The following is a 20226-nucleotide window of genomic DNA, read 5'->3' on the forward strand; positions in this document are numbered from 1 at the left end:
ATCGCCGCGCTCACCCCGCCTCGGCCAGGATCAGGGAGCAGTTCTGGCCCCCGAATCCGAAGGAGTTGGACAGCACCGTGGTCACCCGTGCCGGGCGCCGCTCGGTGACGACGTCCAGCCCGGCGGTCACCTCGTCCGGTTCGGTGAAGTTCAGCGTCGGCAGCAGCGTCTGCCGCCGGAGGCTGAGCACCGACAGCACCGCCTCGGCCGCCCCGCTGTTGGCCAGCGAGTGCCCCATGGCGGACTTGTTGCCGGTGACCGGGAGCGTCGCGGCGCGCGCCCCGAAGACGGTGTGCAGGGCCGCCGCCTCGCAGGTGTCGTTGGCCTCGGTCGAGGTGCCGTGCGCGTTGACGTGGTCGATGTCGTCCGGCCCGAGCCCGGCGTCGGCCAGCGCGGCCCGCATGCACTCCGCGTAGTCCGAGCCGTCCCGCGAACTGGACGTCATCTTCACCGCCTCGGTCACCCCGGCGTACCCGGCGACCCTGGCCAGGATGCGGGCGCCGCGCGCCTCGGCGTGCGCCCGGGACTCCAGGACGAGGAAGGCCGCGCCGTCCCCGATGACGAAGCCGGAGCGGTCCTTGTCGAAGGGGCGGCTGATCCGCGCCGGGTCCCGCCCGTCCACCGGGGCGAGCGCGCCCACCCCGTGGAAGGCGGTGATCGAGGTCAGCGTGGTCAGGCTCTCGGCGCCGCCGGCGAGCGCCACGTCCAGCGCCCCGCTGCGGATGTAGCGGTAGGCGCTGCCGATCGCCATGCCGCCGGCGGCGCAGGCGTCCGCGTGGGTCTCCAGGACGCCGGCCGCGCCGAAGTAGTCGGCGAGCGCGGCGGTGGCGGTGTCCGGCTGGATCCGCGTGTGCCGGTCCGGGTCGAGCCCGCCGGCGCCGGCCGCGTCGGCTCCGCCGGCCGCCGCGGCGCCGTCGAGCGCGTCCAGGTAGCCGTCCAGGTCCAGGGCCCCGGCCTCGTGGTCCACATGGGCGGCCAGCGCGGTGAGTTCGCCCGGCTCCATGACCATCCGGTTGCAGGCGAGGAAGAGGCCGCCGCGCTCGCTGTCCAGCCGCCGCGGCAGTCCGCTGCGCTGCCATGCCTGTGCCGCGGCGTGCCAGGCGAGGACGCCGGCCGGTCCCAGCGGCCCGGCCTCTTCGGGCGCCGCGTCCGCGAGCGCCTGCCGGACGTGGGGGTCGATGTGGGCGGAGACGGCACAGGGGACGCCCCACTCCTTGTGGAGGGGGTGCTCGGCGATGAGCGTGCGTCCTTCCGCGATGTGGTCGAACAGCGCCTCCGGGTCGGTCAGTTGCCCGGCGACCAGGCCGATCCCGGTCACCACGACCTCGTGTTCGGCCCCGTCGGATATCTCGGATATCTGGGGTGTCACTTGCATTCCTTTCGCACGACTCGCACGACGAGCGACGCCTTCCGCACCGGCCGCCGGCCGGTCAGCCGACGGGCTGGGCGTGCCCGAGGGCGGCCAGCGCACTGCGGACGCCCTCGGCCATCACCTCGTCGCCGGTGGCCGCCTCCAGCGCGGCACCGCAGCCGGCGCAGACCGCCTTGCCGGACGCGGCCGGCTCGGCCTTGTCGGCGCCGCACTCGGTGCAGTTCTCGGGCAGGTGGTCGAAGATCGCGTGGGTGAAGGCGGCCCAGTGGGCGCTGGTGGCCGCCGCGGCGACCTCGTAGGGCCGCTGGCCGGCGTGCACCTGCTCGGCGGAGTAGCCGAACGCGCTGCGGCGCAGCACCTCGGCGGCCAGTTCGGTGATGCCGCCGCGCTCGTCGTAGAGCCGCTCGGAGCCGCCGAGCACACCGGCGAGCTGGTCCAGGACATTGGACTTCGGCAGCGCCACGCCGAGCTTGGTCTCCATTTCGAAGCGGAATTCGACCAGGTCGAGGGATTCCGCGCCGAGGTCGCCGACGAGGGTGGCGTCCGGGGTGATCTCGTCGGTCCCGGTGCCCAGGACCTGGGCGAGTCCCTCCCGCACAATCTCCTGGATCTGCTGCGGCTCGTAGGGGTTCTGCATGATTCTCTCCTCGTTTCTGAGCACTCTGAAGACCACCGTCGACCGGCCATGGAAATCGTCCACCAGCCATGGAAATTCGCGGAAAACGGCAGCAGAAATTACCCGGCAGGGTTTTGCCGAAAGCTCGCACCAGCGCCCCGGAAATGCACAGGACACCGTGGATGCGATGACGGATGCGATGAAGGAAGTCCGCTCGGCGGACGATTGATGATGAATGACGCGCCCGAGGCAGGATTCGGCGCCGTCAAGAACGAAGGACGCACCCTACGGGCACAAGAGAAAGGAAACGCTTCCGGAGATGCGGAAGCCGCGATTCACACGCCGCAGAAGGCGTTACACATGATGACCATCCCCCGATAGCAAATGATCCCCCGACACCTGCTTGCACAAGAACAGGCTGTCCATCGTCGGCGGTCACCTCGTCGTGACGCACTCACAAAGCCTGCTCCGCCTCTCCTGGAGGCGCACTAAAAACGCTACCAGAGCCACCCATGACCGTCACTCGTTTGTGCGATAGGTCACTTGACCCAGAGCGCACAGGAAGAGGTCGGCAATAAATGTTCCGTGATAATGGAAAACTTAACGCGCCATTCATATTGATAGGGGTTCACTGTTCGAACCAGAGGCGTCGGGGGTTACCCCCCATAAACCCCCCTACTTCCCATCGCTTTCCGGCCACTGGCCGGATACCGCTCAGCCGGCCACCTCCGCCGCCCCCGCTCCTCCTGGAGCCGCCGCGCATACCCCGCCAGCCGCTTCCCCAGATTCACACTCACCGCACCGACCAGCCGGGCCGCCCGGTAGTGCGCCTCCACCAACTTCTCCGCCCCGGGCTCCCCCTCCTCGACGACCACCCGGTCCCCGGTCCCCGGCAGCCCCACCGACTTGATCCGCAGTCCGAAAGCCGACGTCCAGAACGACGGCACATGCGCATACGACTCGGCCGCCGCCGGCCCCGCCAGCAGATTCCGCGCCGCCAACTCCCCCTGCGCCGCCGCATTGCTCCAGTGCTCCAGCGCCACCGGCCCGTCCGCCGACCGCACCGCATCACAACGCGCCACATCCCCGGCCACCACGATCCGCGGATCGACCACCCCGGCCGCCCCCGCCACTCCCGCCGCTCCCGTCATACCCGTCGCCCCTGCTGTCCCCGCCTCCCCCGCCGTCCGCGCGAACAACCGCTCGTCGCAGTGCACCCGCCCGCCCGGCAGCGCCAGCCCGGCCCCCGCCAGCCACCCCGTGGCCGGCGCCATCCCGATCGCCACCACGGCCACCTCGGCCGGCAGCACGCTCCCGTCGGTCAACCCGACCCCGGCGACCCGCGCCCCCTCCGCACGGAAACCCGTCACGCCCGTGCCCAGCCGCAGCACCACCCCGGCCCGCCGCGCCGCCCCCGCCACCACATCCGGCACCGTCCCGCCCAGCGCCCGCAACGGCCGCCCGAACGGCTCCACCAACGTCACCCGCACCCCGAGCCCCAGCCCGGCCAGCGACGACGCCAGCTCCACCCCGACGAACCCCGCCCCGACGACCACCACCTCACGGGCCCCGCCGTCGACCGCCGCACGCAGCGCCCGGACGTCGCCCAGCCCCCGCACCGTCAGCACCCCGGCCGGTACCTCCCCGGGCCAGGCCCGCGCCCGCGCCCCGGTCGCCAGCACCAGCCCGTCGTACGCCAGCTCCGCACCGCCGGCCAGCCGCACCCGGCGCCGCTCCCGGTCCAGCCCCACGGCCGCGGTCCCCCGGACCCAGCGGGCGCCGAAGTCCTCGGCGCCCGCCAGCCGGATGTCGTCAGCGGTGAGCGTCCCGGCCACCACCTGCTTGGTCAACGGCGGCCGGTCGTAAGGGAGTTCCGCCTCGTCCGACACGACGGTCAGCGCCCCGGAGAACCCCCGGGCCCGCAGCTCCCCGGCGGCCCGGACGCCGGCCAGGCCCGCGCCCACCACCACGACCTCACGCAAGGTTCAGGCCCCCTCGACCGAGATCGCCCGCACCGGGCACGCCCGCGCCGCGGCCGCCACCTTCCCCGCCAGCTCCGGCGCCGGGTCCGGCGCGACGACCAACTGCTCGTCGTCGTCCAGCGCGAAGACCTCCGGCGCCACCAGCGCACACTGCCCCAGCCCGTCGCACAGCCCGTAATCGACCGTGATCCGCACCGCCATGTCCCCCAACTCCCCTGTATATCAAGTCAGTTACGCGACAGAAGAACGACCCCGCCGACCATCGTCGACGTCCCTACTCCGCCACCGCCGCCCGCGCATAGCGCAGCGGCAGCTCCTCCAGCCCCCGGATCGCATCCGAAGCCAGCCACCGCACCTGGTCCGCCGGTACCCCGAGCTCCAGCGTCGGGAACCGGTCCAGGATCTCGGTCAGCGCGATCGTCGCCTCCTGCCGGGCCAGCCGCTGCCCCAGGCAGAAGTGCGGCCCCATCCCGAACGCGACATGCTGCGCGGTGGCCCGCCCCAGATCGAAGGTGTGGCCGTCCGCCCGCACCTCCGCGTCCCGGTTGGCCGCGTTCAGCAGGAACCGCACCAGCTCGCCCTTACGGATGGTGACCCCACCGGCCTCGATGTCCGTGAGCGCCACCCGGTTCACCGTGGTCATCGCCGACCCCCGGAACCGCAGCGCCTCCTCCACCGCCGCCCCCACCAGCGACCGGTCCGCGCGCAGCGCCGCCAGCTGCTCCGGATGCGTCAGCAGCTCGTGCAGCGCGTTGGCCAGCAGGTTCGTCACCGTGTCGTGCCCCGCGATCAGCAGCACCGCGGCGAACGACGACAGCTCCTCGTCCGTCAGCCCGCTGCCGTCCTCGAACCCCGCCGCGATCAGCTCACCGAGCAGGTCCTCCGTCGGCTCCGCCCGCTTGGCCCCGATCAGCCCGATGCAGTACGCGAACAGCTCGCCCGCCGACGCCTGCATCGCCTCCAGCGACGGCGCCGCGGAGATGTCCATCGCCCACTTACGGAACGGATCCCGGTCCTCGTGCGGCACCCCCAGCAGATCGCAGATCACCTCCAGCGGCATCGGGTAGGTGAACGCGTCGATGAAGTCCACCGTCCCGCTGTCGCCCAGCTTCTCCAGCAGCTGCCGGCTGATCTCCACGATCCGCGGCTCCAGCTGCCGCACCGCCTTCGACGCGAACGCCGCGGTCACCAGCCGCCGGTAACGGGCGTGCCCCGGATCGTCCTGTTCGAGCAGCATCACCTGCAGCCCCGGCACCAGCGCCCCGTGCGGCGCGTGCGTGTGCACGTCGTTGGACAGCCGCGGATCGCTCAGCAGCTCCCGGGTCAGCGGCGCGCTCAGCACCGTCCAGGTCTCCTGCCCGCTCAACTGCCGCGTACGGATGATGTCGTGGTCCGCGGCGAGCCGTGCGAGCTCCCGCTCCAGACCCGCCGTGGCCGCCAGCTCGGCCAGATCGATTGCCTCGGACATGACGAACTCCCCCTGGATGTGCCCTCTGGATGTGCCTTCTGGACGTGCCATGAATGACGGGCCGCCGGCCCACGCGCGGCGCACACACGCCACAGCGATGAGCCGACCGACCCCGAGAAAACCGCCCCGGACACCGCTGTCCGACGGCTGAAACACACCGGCCACCGACGTCCGGCGGCTGAAACAAACGCCCGGGCCCCAGGACGTGCCTGGTCCCGCAGCAGCCGTACCTAGTCCCGCAGCAACTGAACGGCCTGCCGCGCGAGTTGCTCGTCCATCGCGCCCGACCGGCTTCCGGCGATCCCCGACCGCATCAGGGCCGCCCCCTCGACCAACGCCACGAACGTCTCGGCCCGCGCCCGGCAGAAACCGGCGGACCACTCCGGCCGCCCCTGCTGCACATACGCCTCAACGTGCGCCACGTACTTCTGGTAGAACTCCCGGACCACCGCGGCGATCTCGTCGTCCCGCGCCGCCAGCGCCCACACCTCGACATACAGCCGGACGAGCTGGGGGTCCTCCTGCTCGGCCAGGACCACCGCGACCACCTCGGCGGGCTCCGCCCGGCCGCCCTCCGGCACCTCGATCACCGACGGGTCCGCCCGGCTCATCCGCAGCCCGGTGGTCTCCGCCAGCCGCTCCAGCGAGCGGTCCAACGCCCGTTCCAGCACGGCCTTTATCAGATCCGCCCGGGTCGGGAAGTAGTGCTGCAGATGCCCGACCCGCACCCCCGCCTCACCGGCGATGGCCCGCAGCGACGCATCCGCGTTGCCCTTGGCGACCAGTACGGACTCGGCGGCATCCAGCAGACTCGTCCGCCGCAGGTTCCCCTGCCGCGTCAGCTGCGGCTTGCCGCCGCCCTTCTCCTCGCTCATGACACCGTGACCTCGACTCCTGCCTTCTCCAGCGCGGAGAGGACATCCTGCGGCACCGGCGTCATCTCGGGGAACACCACCCCGGTGGGCGCCTTCGCGCCGTCCGCACCCAGCACCCGACGCAGCCCCAACAGCCCGCCCAGCGCGGTCAGATGGGCCTGCCCGGCGTCATCCCTGACCACCGCGGTACGCCGCTCCCCGCCCCGCCCGCGGACATCGATCCGCAGCAGCGCGCAGCCGCCCTCACCCGGCGAGTACAGCATCCCGCGCCGCGTCTTCTCGAACGAGTCGCCCCGCCCCCACCGGAAGAACCCGGTCTTCTTCAGCGCCAGCAGCGTGGACGTCGACGAGTTCGCACTGAACCCGATCCGGGTGATCGCCGTGTCCACCCCCAGCACCAGCGGCAGCGTGAACTGCTCCGGCGTGTCGATCCGCGCCACCTTGGTCCGGTGCTCGCCGATCTGCACGAACCCGGCATCGCTCAGCGGCATGATCATCCGCCGCTCGCCGTTCTCCGTGACCTCGTAGTCCAGCCCCAGCCGGTCCATGAACTCCACCGAGTCGGTGCCGGCCCGGTCCTTCAGGTCGTACCGGATGGCGATCTGCACCCCGGCCGCCCCGCCCAGCTCGGCCGCCAGCGCCGCGGTCACCAGTGCGCTGACCCCGCCCATCCAGCTCGACGACAGCAGCACCGGCGCGGTCGGCGGATGCACCGCCGCCACCGCCGTGGCCCGCTGCAACCGCGCCGTCCACCGCGTGATGTCCACATACGGCACCCCGCCCCGGATGGCGGCCAGCATCACCCGGTCGTCCGGGTCGTTCACCGTGCTGATCACGGCCCGCACCTTCGCCGCGAACGGCTCCGGATCGCTCAGGTCCCAGCGCCGCACCTCCGCCCCGACCTCGTCGGCCAGCACCTGCCCCTTCCCGGGCGTACGCCCGGTGAGCAGTAACGGCCACGAGGGGGCGGCGAGCCGAGTCAGATCGCCGCCGACGGTCCCATAACCGCCGACCACGAGCACCGGACCATTCACATCAAGCTGGAGGTCATCGTCCACACCGCAGACACTAGGTCACGCGACCTAGAATCGGCAACGTCCGCCGTTGTCGCCCCCGTCACATAGAGTCGTCACCCCACGGGCCATCACCTCCGGCCCCCACCCGAGGAGTTGAGCCCCCCATGCTCATCGAGCACGTCCTCCCCCCGCACGCCGTAGGCGAGGACGCCCTCGGTGACCCACCCCCCACCGACCCCACCGGCCTCTTCCCCGTCGAGGAACGCGAGATCGCCCACGCCGGCGAAAAGCGCCGCCGCGACTTCGTCACCGCCCGCCAGTGCGCCCACCGCGCCCTCACCCGCCTCGGCCTCCCCCCGACCCCGGTCCCGCCCGGCCCCACCGGCGCCCCCGCCTGGCCCCCCGGCATCACCGGCAGCATCACCCACTGCGACGGCTACCGCGCCGCCGCCGTCGCCCGCACCGCCGACCTCCCCCACCTGGGCATCGACGCCGAACCCCACGCCCCCCTGCCCCCCGTCGTCCGCGACGGCATCACCACCCCCACCGAACGCACCCACCTCCAGGACCTCACCACCACCCACCCCGACATCCCCTGGGACCGCCTCCTCTTCAGCGCCAAGGAATCCGTCTACAAGACCTGCGCCCCCCTCTCCCCCCGCCCTCTCCAGTTCGATGACGCCGAAATCACCTTCACCCCCGACACCCGCACCTTCACCGCCCGTCTCCTCCTCCCCTGGACGGCCGGCATCCCCGCTCCCGTCCTCCCCGGCCGCTGGCACACCGCCCACGGCATCCTCCTCACCGCCACCACCGTCCCCCGCCCCGCCTGACCCACCCGGGCTTCCCTGCGGCACAACGCAAAAAAGCCTCGTCCCCCGAGTCGAAACTCGGGGAACGAGGCTTTATCAAAATTTGTTCGGCGGCGTCCTACTCTCCCACAGGGTCCCCCCTGCAGTACCATCGGCGCTGAAAGGCTTAGCTTCCGGGTTCGGAATGTAACCGGGCGTTTCCCTAACGCTAAAACCACCGAAACACTATGAAACTTAGAACAACCGTTGGTCTGTTCGTGGCTTCAGAACCAACACAGTGGACGCGAGCAACTGAGGACAAGCCCTCGGCCTATTAGTACCAGTCAACTCCAACCGTTACCGGTCTTCCATATCTGGCCTATCAACCCAGTCATCTACTGGGAGCCTTACCCCATCAAGTGGGAGGGAGCCCTCATCTCGAAGCAGGCTTCCCGCTTAGATGCTTTCAGCGGTTATCCTTTCCGAACGTAGCCAACCAGCCATGCCCTTGGCAGAACAACTGGCACACCAGAGGTCCGTCCGTCCCGGTCCTCTCGTACTAGGGACAGCCCTTCTCAAGACTCCTACGCGCACAGCGGATAGGGACCGAACTGTCTCACGACGTTCTAAACCCAGCTCGCGTACCGCTTTAATGGGCGAACAGCCCAACCCTTGGGACCGACTCCAGCCCCAGGATGCGACGAGCCGACATCGAGGTGCCAAACCATCCCGTCGATATGGACTCTTGGGGAAGATCAGCCTGTTATCCCCGGGGTACCTTTTATCCGTTGAGCGACGGCGCTTCCACAAGCCACCGCCGGATCACTAGTCCCTACTTTCGTACCTGCTCGACCCGTCAGTCTCACAGTCAAGCTCCCTTGTGCACTTACACTCAACACCTGATTACCAACCAGGCTGAGGGAACCTTTGGGCGCCTCCGTTACCCTTTAGGAGGCAACCGCCCCAGTTAAACTACCCACCAGACACTGTCCCTGATCCGGATCACGGACCCAGGTTAGACATCCAGCACGACCAGAGTGGTATTTCAACAACGACTCCACACCAACTGGCGTTGGCGCTTCACAGTCTCCCACCTATCCTACACAAGCCGAACCGAACACCAATATCAAGCTATAGTAAAGGTCCCGGGGTCTTTCCGTCCTGCTGCGCGAAACGAGCATCTTTACTCGTAATGCAATTTCACCGGGCCTATGGTTGAGACAGTCGAGAAGTCGTTACGCCATTCGTGCAGGTCGGAACTTACCCGACAAGGAATTTCGCTACCTTAGGATGGTTATAGTTACCACCGCCGTTTACTGGCGCTTAAGTTCTCAGCTTCGCCCCACCGAAATGGAGCTAACCGGTCCCCTTAACGTTCCAGCACCGGGCAGGCGTCAGTCCGTATACATCGCCTTACGGCTTCGCACGGACCTGTGTTTTTAGTAAACAGTCGCTTCTCGCTGGTCTCTGCGGCCACCCCCAGCTCACACTGCAAGAGTGATCACCGGAAATGGCCCCCCTTCTCCCGAAGTTACGGGGGCATTTTGCCGAGTTCCTTAACCATAGTTCACCCGAACGCCTCGGTATTCTCTACCTGACCACCTGAGTCGGTTTAGGGTACGGGCCGCCTTGAAACTCACTAGAGGCTTTTCTCGACAGCATAGGATCATCCACTTCACCACAATCGGCTCGGCATCAGGTCTCACCCTTACATGAGAGACGGATTTGCCTATCTCTCGGGCTACACCCTTACCCCGGGACAACCACCGCCCGGGCTGGACTACCTTCCTGCGTCACCCCATCGCTTACCTACTACAAGTCTGGTCCGTCGGCTCCACCACTCCCCTACACTCCGAAGAGCTCAGGGCGGCTTCACGGACTTAGCATCGCCTGATTCAGTACTGGGCGCTTCAAAGCGGGTACCGGAATATCAACCGGTTGTCCATCGACTACGCCTGTCGGCCTCGCCTTAGGTCCCGACTTACCCTGGGCAGATCAGCTTGACCCAGGAACCCTTAGTCAATCGGCGCAAGAGTTTCCCACTCTTGTATCGCTACTCATGCCTGCATTCTCACTCGTGAACCGTCCACAACTCGCTTCCGCGGCTGCTTCACCCGGCACACGACGCTCCCCTACCCATCACAGCCTCCGTTAGGAGTAATGCTGCAATGACACGACTTCGGCGGTGTACTTGAGCCCCGCTACATTGTCGGCGCGGAATCACTTGACCAGTGAGCTATTACGCACTCTTTCAAGGATGGCTGCTTCTAAGCCAACCTCCTGGTTGTCTCTGCGACTCCACATCCTTTCCCACTTAGCACACGCTTAGGGGCCTTAGTCGATGCTCTGGGCTGTTTCCCTCTCGACCATGGAGCTTATCCCCCACAGTCTCACTGCCGCGCTCTCACTTACCGGCATTCGGAGTTTGGCTAAGGTCAGTAACCCGGTAGGGCCCATCGCCTATCCAGTGCTCTACCTCCGGCAAGAAACACACGACGCTGCACCTAAATGCATTTCGGGGAGAACCAGCTATCACGGAGTTTGATTGGCCTTTCACCCCTAACCACAGGTCATCCCCCAGGTTTTCAACCCTGGTGGGTTCGGTCCTCCACGAAGTCTTACCTCCGCTTCAACCTGCCCATGGCTAGATCACTCCGCTTCGGGTCTAGAGCGTGCAACTCAAACCGCCCTCTTCGGACTCGCTTTCGCTACGGCTTCCCCACACGGGTTAACCTCGCTACACACCGCTAACTCGCAGGCTCATTCTTCAAAAGGCACGCAGTCACGACGTTGAGCCAAAGACTCAACGCGACGCTCCCACGGCTTGTAGGCACACGGTTTCAGGTACTATTTCACTCCGCTCCCGCGGTACTTTTCACCATTCCCTCACGGTACTATCCGCTATCGGTCACCAGGGAATATTTAGGCTTAACGGGTGGTCCCGCCAGATTCACACGGGATTTCTCGGGCCCCGTGCTACTTGGGTGTCTCTCAAACGAGCCGCTGACGTTTCAGCTACGGGGGTCTTACCCTCTACGCCGGACCTTTCGCATGTCCTTCGCCTACATCAACGGTTTCTGACTCGTCCCACAGCCGGCAGACTGCAGAAAAAAGAGATCCCACAACCCCGCACTGGCAACCCCTGCCGGGTATCACACCAATACGGTTTGGCCTCATCCAGTTTCGCTCGCCACTACTCCCGGAATCACGGTTGTTTTCTCTTCCTGCGGGTACTGAGATGTTTCACTTCCCCGCGTTCCCTCCACACTGCCTATGTGTTCAGCAGCGGGTGACAGCCCATGACGACTGCCGGGTTTCCCCATTCGGACACCCCCGGATCAAAGCTCGGTTGACAGCTCCCCGGGGCCTATCGCGGCCTCCCACGTCCTTCATCGGTTCCTGGTGCCAAGGCATCCACCGTGCGCCCTTAAAAACTTGGCCACAGATGCTCGCGTCCACTGTGCAGTTCTCAAGCAACGACCAGCCACCCACCACCCCAACCCGAAGGCTGAGTTCACTGGGGCCGGCATCGCGAAGGTTCAGACCGTAGTCCGTACCCTCAGACACCCAACAGCGTGCCCGACCCGACCAGTTCACAGCTCACGTTCCACGCCGAAGCAGTACTAATGAACCCTCACCAATCGCGCCGAATAGTCAACGTTCCACCCATGAGCTAACCACCGTCGAACACTCGCCGACGTAGTGGCTCTGGACAGTCTTGCGACTGCCTAGATGCTCCTTAGAAAGGAGGTGATCCAGCCGCACCTTCCGGTACGGCTACCTTGTTACGACTTCGTCCCAATCGCCAGTCCCACCTTCGACGATTCCCTCCCACAAAGGGTTGGGCCACCGGCTTCGGGTGTTACCGACTTTCGTGACGTGACGGGCGGTGTGTACAAGGCCCGGGAACGTATTCACCGCAGCAATGCTGATCTGCGATTACTAGCAACTCCGACTTCATGGGGTCGAGTTGCAGACCCCAATCCGAACTGAGACCGGCTTTTTGAGATTCGCTCCACCTCGCGGTATCGCAGCTCATTGTACCGGCCATTGTAGCACGTGTGCAGCCCAAGACATAAGGGGCATGATGACTTGACGTCGTCCCCACCTTCCTCCGAGTTGACCCCGGCAGTCTCCTGTGAGTCCCCATCACCCCGAAAGGCATGCTGGCAACACAGAACAAGGGTTGCGCTCGTTGCGGGACTTAACCCAACATCTCACGACACGAGCTGACGACAGCCATGCACCACCTGTACACCGACCACAAGGGGGCGCCTGTCTCCAGACGTTTCCGGTGTATGTCAAGCCTTGGTAAGGTTCTTCGCGTTGCGTCGAATTAAGCCACATGCTCCGCTGCTTGTGCGGGCCCCCGTCAATTCCTTTGAGTTTTAGCCTTGCGGCCGTACTCCCCAGGCGGGGAACTTAATGCGTTAGCTGCGGCACGGACGACGTGGAATGTCGCCCACACCTAGTTCCCAACGTTTACGGCGTGGACTACCAGGGTATCTAATCCTGTTCGCTCCCCACGCTTTCGCTCCTCAGCGTCAGTATCGGCCCAGAGATCCGCCTTCGCCACCGGTGTTCCTCCTGATATCTGCGCATTTCACCGCTACACCAGGAATTCCGATCTCCCCTACCGAACTCTAGCCTGCCCGTATCGAATGCAGACCCGGGGTTAAGCCCCGGGCTTTCACATCCGACGCGACAAGCCGCCTACGAGCTCTTTACGCCCAATAATTCCGGACAACGCTCGCGCCCTACGTATTACCGCGGCTGCTGGCACGTAGTTAGCCGGCGCTTCTTCTGCAGGTACCGTCACTTGCGCTTCTTCCCTGCTGAAAGAGGTTTACAACCCGAAGGCCGTCATCCCTCACGCGGCGTCGCTGCATCAGGCTTTCGCCCATTGTGCAATATTCCCCACTGCTGCCTCCCGTAGGAGTCTGGGCCGTGTCTCAGTCCCAGTGTGGCCGGTCGCCCTCTCAGGCCGGCTACCCGTCGTCGCCTTGGTGAGCCATTACCTCACCAACAAGCTGATAGGCCGCGGGCTCATCCTTCACCGCCGGAGCTTTCCACGCACAGACCATGCGGTCGCGCGTCATATCCGGTATTAGACCCCGTTTCCAGGGCTTGTCCCAGAGTGAAGGGCAGATTGCCCACGTGTTACTCACCCGTTCGCCACTAATCCCCGACCGAAGCCGGTTCATCGTTCGACTTGCATGTGTTAAGCACGCCGCCAGCGTTCGTCCTGAGCCAGGATCAAACTCTCCGTGAATGCTTCCCCGTGATCGGGGTAAAACACCACGAGAGCGGAACCGTCGGGAGGAATAATCCCGACGGTTCACAGCGTCCTCGCTGTGTGTGCCTCCCGAACAGGTCGGAAGGTCTTTCAAAGGAACCTCGTCCCAACGTGATGTTGGAGACGGGGTATCAACATATCTGGCGTTGACTTTTGGCACGCTGTTGAGTTCTCAAGGAACGGACGCTTCCTTCGGCCTGCCCTTGCGGGCTTCCTCCGGGCGCTTCCCTTCGGTCTTGCGTCTCCGACTCTATCAGATCCTTTCGGCTCTGATTTTCGCCGGTGCGATCCGGCCTTTCGGCTTTCTCGCGGTTCCAACCTTACCAGATCCGTTTCCGTCTCTGGCCCCCTGCTGGAGCGGGGTCGGCCGTTTCGCTTTCGCTTTCCGGTCTTTCCGACTTTATCAGATCTTCTTTCCGTTCCGGTCCGCTTCTCGGTGAGTTGCGGGCGGTTCGAATTTCGATCCGATTCCCCTGTCGGCGGGGTGTTCACTACTTTAGCGGAATTCCTCGGTGACGCCTAATCAGGTGTCCGGAACGAATTTCGGCATGCGGAATTCAGTCCCGTTGAGGGGCCGTGCAGTAGTGGGTTGCCGCGAAGCGGCGGGATGGCTGTCCGGGGCCGTCGGCTCCGTGACAACTCGGAGAACACTACACGAGCGGATGGGGTGCTTCAAACCCCTGTGGGAGAAGGGGCGGCTGGGTGCGTTGAGGGCTTGACCGCATGTGCTCGTACAGCTGTGGTGATCCGTCTGACTGCGGCCGCAGGGGTAGGGCATGCATGACCACGGCCGCCGCGGCTGTCGTGCCCGTAAGGGAAGGGGAACGGATCCCGTAAGGGGTGCGAGGGCCCCCTGCGGGGCCACAACGGTGAGGGGTCGGGGCGTATTCCCGCAGGGGGCCAGGGCGTTACGCAGGGGCCGGGGCGGCAGCGAGCCGGCGGGAGCACGGGACCGGCGGGGGCAGGGAACCGGGGCTGCGGGGTCCGAGAGGTGCAGGAGGTCCGGGCTGCTGGGGCCGGTCCCATAGGTGTAGGGAGCCGGGGGTTAGTTGCCGTTGCCGGTGGCTAGTTCGCGGCTGCGGTCTCGGGCGGCTTCGAGGGCGGCGATCAGGGCGGCGCGTACGCCGTGGTTCTCCAGTTCGCGGATGGCGTTGATGGTGGTGCCCGCGGGGGAGGTGACGTTCTCGCGGAGCTTGACGGGGTGCTCACCGCTGTCGCGGAGCATCACCGCGGCGCCGATGGCGGCCTGGACGATCAGGTCGTGGGCCTTGTCGCGGGGCAGGCCGAGCAGGATGCCGGCGTCGGTCATCGCCTCGACGAGGAAGTAGAAGTACGCCGGGCCGGAGCCGGAGAGGGCGGTGGCGGCGTCCTGCTGGGACTCCGGGACACGCAGCGTCTTGCCGACGGTCGCGAAGATCTCCTCGGCGAGGGTGAGGTGCGCGCCGGTGGCGTGGGTGCCGGCGGAGATGACGGACATCGCCTCGTCGACGAGGGCGGGGGTGTTCGTCATGACCCGGACGACCGGGGTGTCGGGGGCCAGCCGCTCCTCGAAGTACGCGGTCGGGATGCCGGCGGCGCCGCTGATCACCAGGCGGTCGGCGGGGACGTGCGGGGCCAGCTCCGTCAGCAGGGCGCCCATGTCCTGGGGCTTGACGGTGAGGATCAGGGTGTCGGCGGCCTTGGCGGCCTCGGCGTTGCTGACCGCCTCGACGCCGTAGCGGGTGCGGAGCTGATCGGCGCGCTCCTGGCGGCGGGCGGTGACCAGCAGGTCGGAGGGTGCCCAGCCGCCGCGGATCATGCCGCTGAGCAGGGCTTCGCCGATTTTTCCGGTGCCGAGTACGGCGACCTTCTGGGTCATGCGTTCACCTCGCCGGTGGTGCGTGAGCTGTCGGGGTCATCCTCGCACCGGAAGGGACCGGAAGGGAGGGGCGTGTGGTGGGCGTCCATGGAGCGGGCGGTCCCGCGGCCGTCGGTGGTCCTGACGGGCGCCGGCGGCCCTCATGCGTCGGTCCGCCCCGCTCCGCGGCGTGATTCGCGTCGCATTCGTAAGGCGCGGCGTTCGGTTTTGCCGGAATTGACCGTAAGGTCGGTGAACTTGTCCGTCCACACCGTCCACACCGTCCCCGGCCCGAGGAGCCCCTTGAAGCGTCGTCCCATCCGTGTCTGCGGTGCCGTCGCCGCGCTGTCGGCCGCCCTGCTGCTGTCCTCCTGTACGTCCGGGAGCGAGGCCGGCAACGCCGTCAAGGGGAAGGCGGGCGGCGGCGGAGTGGGCGATCCGGTCTTCCCGGCGCTCGGCAACGGCGGCTACGACGTCCGCCACTACGGGCTCGACCTCAGTTACGACGTGGCCAAGGGGCACCTGGACGGGACCGCGGCGATCACCGCCAAGGCGGACGAGAACCTGCGCTCCTTCCAGCTCGACCTCCAGGGGATGACGGTGACCGGCGTCCGGGTCGACGGCCGGGAAGCCGACTTCAGCCGTAAGGGGCACAAACTGGTGGTCCGCCCGTCCGCCGGGATAGGCAAGGGCGACGAGTTCCGGACGACCGTCAGCTACCGGGGGACGCCGGAGGAGATGCACGACGTGGGCGGCGGCTCGGAGGGCTGGGTCAAGACCGACGACGGCGCGTTCGTCTCCGGGGAGCCGGCCGGGACGATGACGTGGTTCCCCGGCAACAACCACCCCAGCGACAAGGCCGCCTACGACTTCCGGATCACCGTGCCGGAGGGTTACACCGCAGTCGCCAACGGGGAGTTGAAGTCGAAGCGCACCACCGGCGGGCGGACCACCTACGCGTGGCACAACGCCGAACCGATGGCCAGCTACCTCGCCACCGCGACCATCGGCAGGTTCGACGTCCAGGAGTCCCGTACGCCGCAGGGGCTGCCCGTCTACCTCGCGGTGGACCCGCGGGAGGCGAAGGCCAGCAAGGAGCCGCTGTCCCGGCTGCCGGAGATCGTCGCGTGGGAGAGCAAGCTCTTCGGCCCGTACCCGTTCTCGTCGGCCGGCGCGATAGTCGACCACACCCCGGAGCGGATCGACTGGGGGGCGCTGGAGACCCAGACCAAGCCGGTCTACGCCGGGGCGCCGGACACCTCGACGGTGGTGCACGAGACCGCCCACCAGTGGTTCGGCGACTCGGTGACGCCGAAGACCTGGCGGGACACCTGGCTCAACGAGGGCTTCGCCACGTATGCCGAGTGGCTGTGGGAGGAGCACGAGGGCGGCCGCACCCCGCAGCAGCAGTTCGACGCGCTCTACGACTCCGACGAGAACGACGACCGCTGGGACTTCCCGCCGGGCCTGGTTCCGTCGCCGGGGGACGTCACCGAGACACCGGTCTACGAGCGCGGCGCGATGGTGCTTCAGCAGCTGCGGAACGCCGTCGGCGACAAGACGTTCTTCTCGATCCTCAAGGAGTGGCCGGAGAAGTACCGGCACACCAACGCCGACAGCGAGGACTTCGTCTCCTTCTGCGAGCAGCGCACGGACGAGGATCTGACCGACCTGTTCGACGACTGGCTCTACGGGGAGGGCCGGCCGGACTGGGAGTACGAGGCGGCCTGAGCGCGAGGAGCGGGCGGGCGGCGGCCCCGTGGCGCTCGACCGGCGCCCCGCCCGTGCCCACCCGGCTCAAAGGTCCCCGAGGTCCAGGTGCCCGAGCTTGTCCGGGTTGAGCACGGCGTCCACCTCGGTGATCAGCCCGCCGTGCACCGTGAAGGACAGCACCCCGGCCGAGTACGCCCCCGTCCCGTCGGTGAAGACCATCCCCGGTGCCCCGTTGACCTCCCGGACGTCCAGCCGCATGGCCGCCGGGTCGAAGCCGCGGGTGACCAGGCCCCAGACGAAGCGGGCGACCTTCTCCCGGCCCAGCACCGGCCGGCGTGCCGCGGACACCTTGCCGCCGCCGTCCGAGCGCCACACCACCTCCGGGTCGAGGACGTTCAGCAGCGCCTCGAAGTCCCCGCCCATGACGGCGGAGAGGAACGCCTCGACGGTGCGCCGGTGCTCGGCCGCGTCGACGGTGCGGCGCGGCGCCTCGGCCCGCACCCGGCGGCGGGCGCGGGAGACCAGCTGCCGCACCGAGTCCGGAGTGCGGCCGACCGCCTCGGCGATCTCCGGAAACGGCACCGCGAAAACGTCGTGCAGGACGAACGCGGTCCGCTCGGCCGGGGTGAGCCGCTCCAGGACGGTCAGCAGCGCCATGCCCACGGACTCGTCGAGGGTCACCCGGTCCTCGGGGCCGTCCGGCACACCGGTGCCGCCCACCCCCGCGGGCCCGCCGGCGGCGCCCCCGAACACCGGCTCCGGCAGCCACGGCCCGACATACAGCTCGCGGCGGGCCCGGGCCGAGCCCAGCAGGTCGTAGCAGATCCGGCTGACCACGGTGGTGAGGAAGCCGCGCGGGCTCTCCACCGGCGGCTCGGCGGGCAGTGCCTGCCAGCGCAGCCAGGTCTCCTGCACCGCGTCGTCGGCGTCGCTGACCGTCCCCATGATCCGGTACGCCACGGCCCACAGCCGGCCCCGGTGCTCCTCGAACTGCGCCAGCCGCTCCGCCCGGACCCGCTCGTCCGCCGCCCCGCGTCCCCGCTCCGCCATCGTCTGCTCCCGCCTCCCTGGCCCTCGGCCGCGGCCCGTTCACCGGCGGCCTCCGGGACGGGGACGACGCTACGGGGTGGAGTGTGACAAGCGGGGTCCGGGGCCGGGTGCGAACTGACGGGGGATCAGGGGCGGGGGGCCAGGGGTGAAAGCTCAGGGCTGGGAGGTCAGGGGCCAGGCCGCCGGACGACGGTGAGGTCGAGCGCGTACGCCTCCTCGACCCGGCCGTCCGAGAAGACCTCCAGGAGCGCGGCCCGTTCGTCCGCCAGAACGGGCGCGGCGGCCTCCGGCCCGAGCACGGCGAAGTACGAGCGGCTGCCGAGCATCGCGAGATGGGTGGCGAGCGGGACGGTACGGGTCCAGTGCAGCACCCTCGTCTCCGGGCGCAGGCCCAGCCCCAGGCCACGGATCACCTCGGGGGCCTCGGGCGCGGCGCCGTGGGCGTAGTAACCGGGGAGCCGGCGGGCGAGCCGGGCCTCCTGGGCGGCGGCCCACGGGACGTCCGGGTCGGGCACGTTCCACCACAGCGCCAACGCACCGCCCGGCCGCAGCACCCGCATCGCCTCCGGGACCGAACGGGCCGGGTCGGTCCAGTGCCACGCCTGCGCATAGCCGACGAGGTCGAAGCCGGCCTCGTCGGCGAACGGCAGCGCGTCGCCGCCGGCCCGCACCAGCGGGATCCCCGGGTGCCCGGCACGCAGTTCGGCGGCCATCGCCGCGCCCGGCTCGACGGCCGTGACCCGTGCGCCGCGCGCCCGGAGCAGCCCGCTCGCGATCCCGGTCCCGGCGCCGACGTCCAGCACCCGGGCGCCGGCGAGCGGCCACCCGGCCAGCTCCTCGACGGCGTCGAACAGGGCCGGCGGATAGCCGGGCCGGGCGGCCGCGTACTGCGCGGCGACGGAGTCGAAGGCGTGGGTGGTGCGCTCGGGCGGCCCGGACATCTGCCGTGCCGACTGCTGCGGCTGCGCCTGTGGCTGTGACTGTGACTGTGATGACGACTGTGGCTGTGGCGACTGCGGTGACGTCATGGCAGGCATCCTGCCCACGGCGGCGCCCGGAAGAACGGCACGGCGGCTTCGGGGCGCCGAGCCCAGCCGGGCGCCGAGCCCAGCCCCTAACGGCCCCTAACGGCGCTTCTTCCCCGTCCCCTTGCCCTTCGGTGTCCCCGTGCCCCTCGACGCACGCGCCGCCGGGTTCCCCGCGCGGGATTCGCGGCGGCGGGCGTGCCGTTCCCGCGCCGCCTCGTACTCGGCGCGGCGGAGCTTCTCACCTGGCGCCTCGGTCAGGCTGCGGCAGAAGTAGGCGAGCAGCGCGCCGAGGAAGCCGATCAGCATCAGGCTCTGCATGGAGCGCTCGGAGGCGCTGTCGGCCGGCAGGTCCGAGCGGCGCGCGAACCCGTCCCAGGTGCGGCGGAACGCCAGCGCGCTGCACACCGCGACGCCGACCACCACCAGCACGTTCACGAACCCGCCGACGGCAGCCTGTTCCAGCCCCTGGAAGGCGAACCGCAGCACCAGCCCGCCGAGCGCGGCGAGCACCAGCGACCCCACCGCGACACCGACCCGGCGCAGCCCGTAGCCGCCGTCGTGCTCGACCCAGGTGGTGCCGAAGAAACGGATCTCCTCCGGCTCCGGCTCGCCCGGGGCCACGGACCGCTGCGTGTCGCTCATGCCCTCGATTATCCCCGGGCGCCGGACGGCGTCAGTTGACGCAGCTGGGCGCGACCATCCCGCTACTGCCGGTGTGGACATAGGTGTCGGAGACGTACTCGCCGGGCCCGATGTTGTCCCAGAGGTTGGAGGTGCCGTACGGGCCGACGACCCACTGGCCGCGCATCTGGCAGCGGATCTGGACACGCGCGCCCACCGGCAGCTGCCGGACCAGCGCGGTGTTGGTGCCCGCGCCCTGGCGGACGTTGACGCGGTAGCCGGGCGCGACCGGGTAGGTCGTCCCCGCGTCCGATCCGGCGCTCCCCTGGAAATCCTGCGTGGTCATGCTGCTTCCCCCCGTTGACGGATGGCTGCCCGCCGTTGCCGGGGGCAGTGCGTAGCCGGGCATCCGTTCGATGCCCACGACGCGCACGCTAGCAAGCCTCACCCGTCCCGGACGTGCCATGGACTAGGCTCCGCGCGTCGCACTTGCGACCGAAAAGCACACCGAAACGCACACCGAAACGCACGCCGAAAAGCAACAGCGAACAGCACAGCGCT

At 68.2% G+C, this 20226-nt stretch carries 15 protein-coding genes and 3 rRNA genes; 3 read left to right on the top strand and 15 right to left on the bottom strand.

Annotated elements, in window-relative coordinates:
* Positions 1-10: 10 nt before the first annotated feature.
* Entirely contained in the window at positions 11-1369 is a 1359-nt protein-coding gene (locus ACRAS8_RS15265) for a beta-ketoacyl-[acyl-carrier-protein] synthase family protein (RefSeq protein WP_438486598.1), read from the bottom strand.
* 61 nt (positions 1370-1430) lie between these two features.
* Positions 1431-2009, bottom strand: a complete 579-nt coding sequence (locus tag ACRAS8_RS15270; RefSeq protein ID WP_438486599.1) for an acyl carrier protein — start codon at positions 2007-2009, stop codon at positions 1431-1433.
* Between ACRAS8_RS15270 and ACRAS8_RS15275 the strand changes: the two genes are divergently transcribed.
* Positions 2008-2217: a hypothetical protein gene (locus tag ACRAS8_RS15275; protein ID WP_438486600.1), complete on the top strand. Its 210-nt coding sequence runs from the start codon at positions 2008-2010 to the stop codon at positions 2215-2217. The two genes, ACRAS8_RS15270 and ACRAS8_RS15275, sit on opposite strands and share 2 nt — an antisense overlap.
* Positions 2218-2644: 427 nt before the next feature.
* Here the strand turns inward: ACRAS8_RS15275 and ACRAS8_RS15280 are convergent, their stop codons facing one another.
* The 5 genes from ACRAS8_RS15280 to ACRAS8_RS15300 form a co-directional block, all read right to left on the bottom strand.
* Positions 2645-3970 carry an NAD(P)/FAD-dependent oxidoreductase gene (locus tag ACRAS8_RS15280; protein ID WP_438486601.1) on the bottom strand — a complete coding sequence of 442 codons (1326 nt, stop codon included), beginning with the start codon at positions 3968-3970 and terminating at the stop codon, positions 2645-2647.
* Positions 3971-3973: 3 nt separating this feature from the next.
* Positions 3974-4171, bottom strand: coding sequence for a ferredoxin (locus tag ACRAS8_RS15285; RefSeq protein ID WP_438486602.1), 198 nt, complete (start codon positions 4169-4171; stop codon positions 3974-3976).
* Between the two features lie 73 nt (positions 4172-4244).
* Positions 4245-5438 carry a cytochrome P450 family protein gene (locus ACRAS8_RS15290; protein ID WP_438486603.1) on the bottom strand — a complete coding sequence of 398 codons (1194 nt, stop codon included), beginning with the start codon at positions 5436-5438 and terminating at the stop codon, positions 4245-4247.
* A gap of 230 nt (positions 5439-5668) precedes the next feature.
* Positions 5669-6313, bottom strand: a complete 645-nt coding sequence (locus ACRAS8_RS15295) for a TetR/AcrR family transcriptional regulator (RefSeq protein ID WP_018541459.1) — start codon at positions 6311-6313, stop codon at positions 5669-5671.
* Positions 6310-7335, bottom strand: coding sequence for a saccharopine dehydrogenase (locus tag ACRAS8_RS15300; RefSeq protein WP_438490495.1), 1026 nt, complete (start codon positions 7333-7335; stop codon positions 6310-6312). The genes ACRAS8_RS15295 and ACRAS8_RS15300 overlap by 4 nt, the downstream gene beginning before the upstream one ends.
* 158 nt (positions 7336-7493) lie before the next feature.
* Here ACRAS8_RS15300 and ACRAS8_RS15305 point away from each other — a divergent pair, with 158 nt between their 5' ends.
* A complete protein-coding gene (locus ACRAS8_RS15305) occupies positions 7494-8162 on the top strand; it encodes a 4'-phosphopantetheinyl transferase family protein (RefSeq protein ID WP_438486604.1) in 669 nt (222 codons plus the stop codon).
* Positions 8163-8246: 84 nt separating this feature from the next.
* On the opposite strand, the gene rrf is transcribed toward ACRAS8_RS15305, so the two are convergent.
* The 4 genes from rrf to proC all read right to left on the bottom strand — a co-directional run bounded on the left by rrf (position 8247) and on the right by proC (position 15274).
* Positions 8247-8363: ribosomal RNA gene (rrf, locus tag ACRAS8_RS15310) — 5S ribosomal RNA — on the bottom strand.
* Between the two features lie 71 nt (positions 8364-8434).
* Positions 8435-11561: ribosomal RNA gene (locus tag ACRAS8_RS15315) — 23S ribosomal RNA — on the bottom strand.
* 302 nt (positions 11562-11863) lie between these two features.
* A 16S ribosomal RNA gene (locus ACRAS8_RS15320) occupies positions 11864-13392 on the bottom strand.
* Together the 16S, 23S and 5S rRNA genes form the textbook arrangement of a ribosomal RNA operon.
* A 1069-nt stretch (positions 13393-14461) precedes the next feature.
* Complete coding sequence (proC, locus tag ACRAS8_RS15325; RefSeq protein WP_438486605.1) at positions 14462-15274, bottom strand: pyrroline-5-carboxylate reductase; 813 nt, start codon at positions 15272-15274, stop codon at positions 14462-14464.
* Positions 15275-15556: 282 nt separating this feature from the next.
* Between proC and ACRAS8_RS15330 the strand changes: the two genes are divergently transcribed.
* The gene (locus tag ACRAS8_RS15330; protein ID WP_438486606.1) at positions 15557-16984 is read left to right on the top strand and encodes a M1 family metallopeptidase; all 1428 of its coding nucleotides are present in this window, start codon (positions 15557-15559) and stop codon (positions 16982-16984) included.
* A gap of 66 nt (positions 16985-17050) precedes the next feature.
* Here the strand turns inward: ACRAS8_RS15330 and sigJ are convergent, their stop codons facing one another.
* The 4 genes from sigJ to ACRAS8_RS15350 all read right to left on the bottom strand — a co-directional run bounded on the left by sigJ (position 17051) and on the right by ACRAS8_RS15350 (position 20011).
* Complete coding sequence (gene sigJ, locus ACRAS8_RS15335) at positions 17051-18016, bottom strand: RNA polymerase sigma factor SigJ (RefSeq protein ID WP_438486607.1); 966 nt, start codon at positions 18014-18016, stop codon at positions 17051-17053.
* 167 nt (positions 18017-18183) lie between these two features.
* Positions 18184-18957, bottom strand: coding sequence for a class I SAM-dependent methyltransferase (locus tag ACRAS8_RS15340; protein ID WP_438486608.1), 774 nt, complete (start codon positions 18955-18957; stop codon positions 18184-18186).
* Positions 18958-19140: 183 nt separating this feature from the next.
* Positions 19141-19686 carry a hypothetical protein gene (locus ACRAS8_RS15345; protein WP_438486609.1) on the bottom strand — a complete coding sequence of 182 codons (546 nt, stop codon included), beginning with the start codon at positions 19684-19686 and terminating at the stop codon, positions 19141-19143.
* A 31-nt stretch (positions 19687-19717) separates the two neighbouring features.
* On the bottom strand, positions 19718-20011 hold the full coding sequence (locus tag ACRAS8_RS15350) for an SH3 domain-containing protein (protein ID WP_438486610.1): 294 nt from the start codon (positions 20009-20011) through the stop codon (positions 19718-19720).
* Between the last annotated feature and the right edge of the window lie 215 nt (positions 20012-20226).

Source organism: Streptomyces sp. S186 (assembly GCF_051603415.1).
GTDB lineage: Bacteria > Actinomycetota > Actinomycetes > Streptomycetales > Streptomycetaceae > Streptomyces.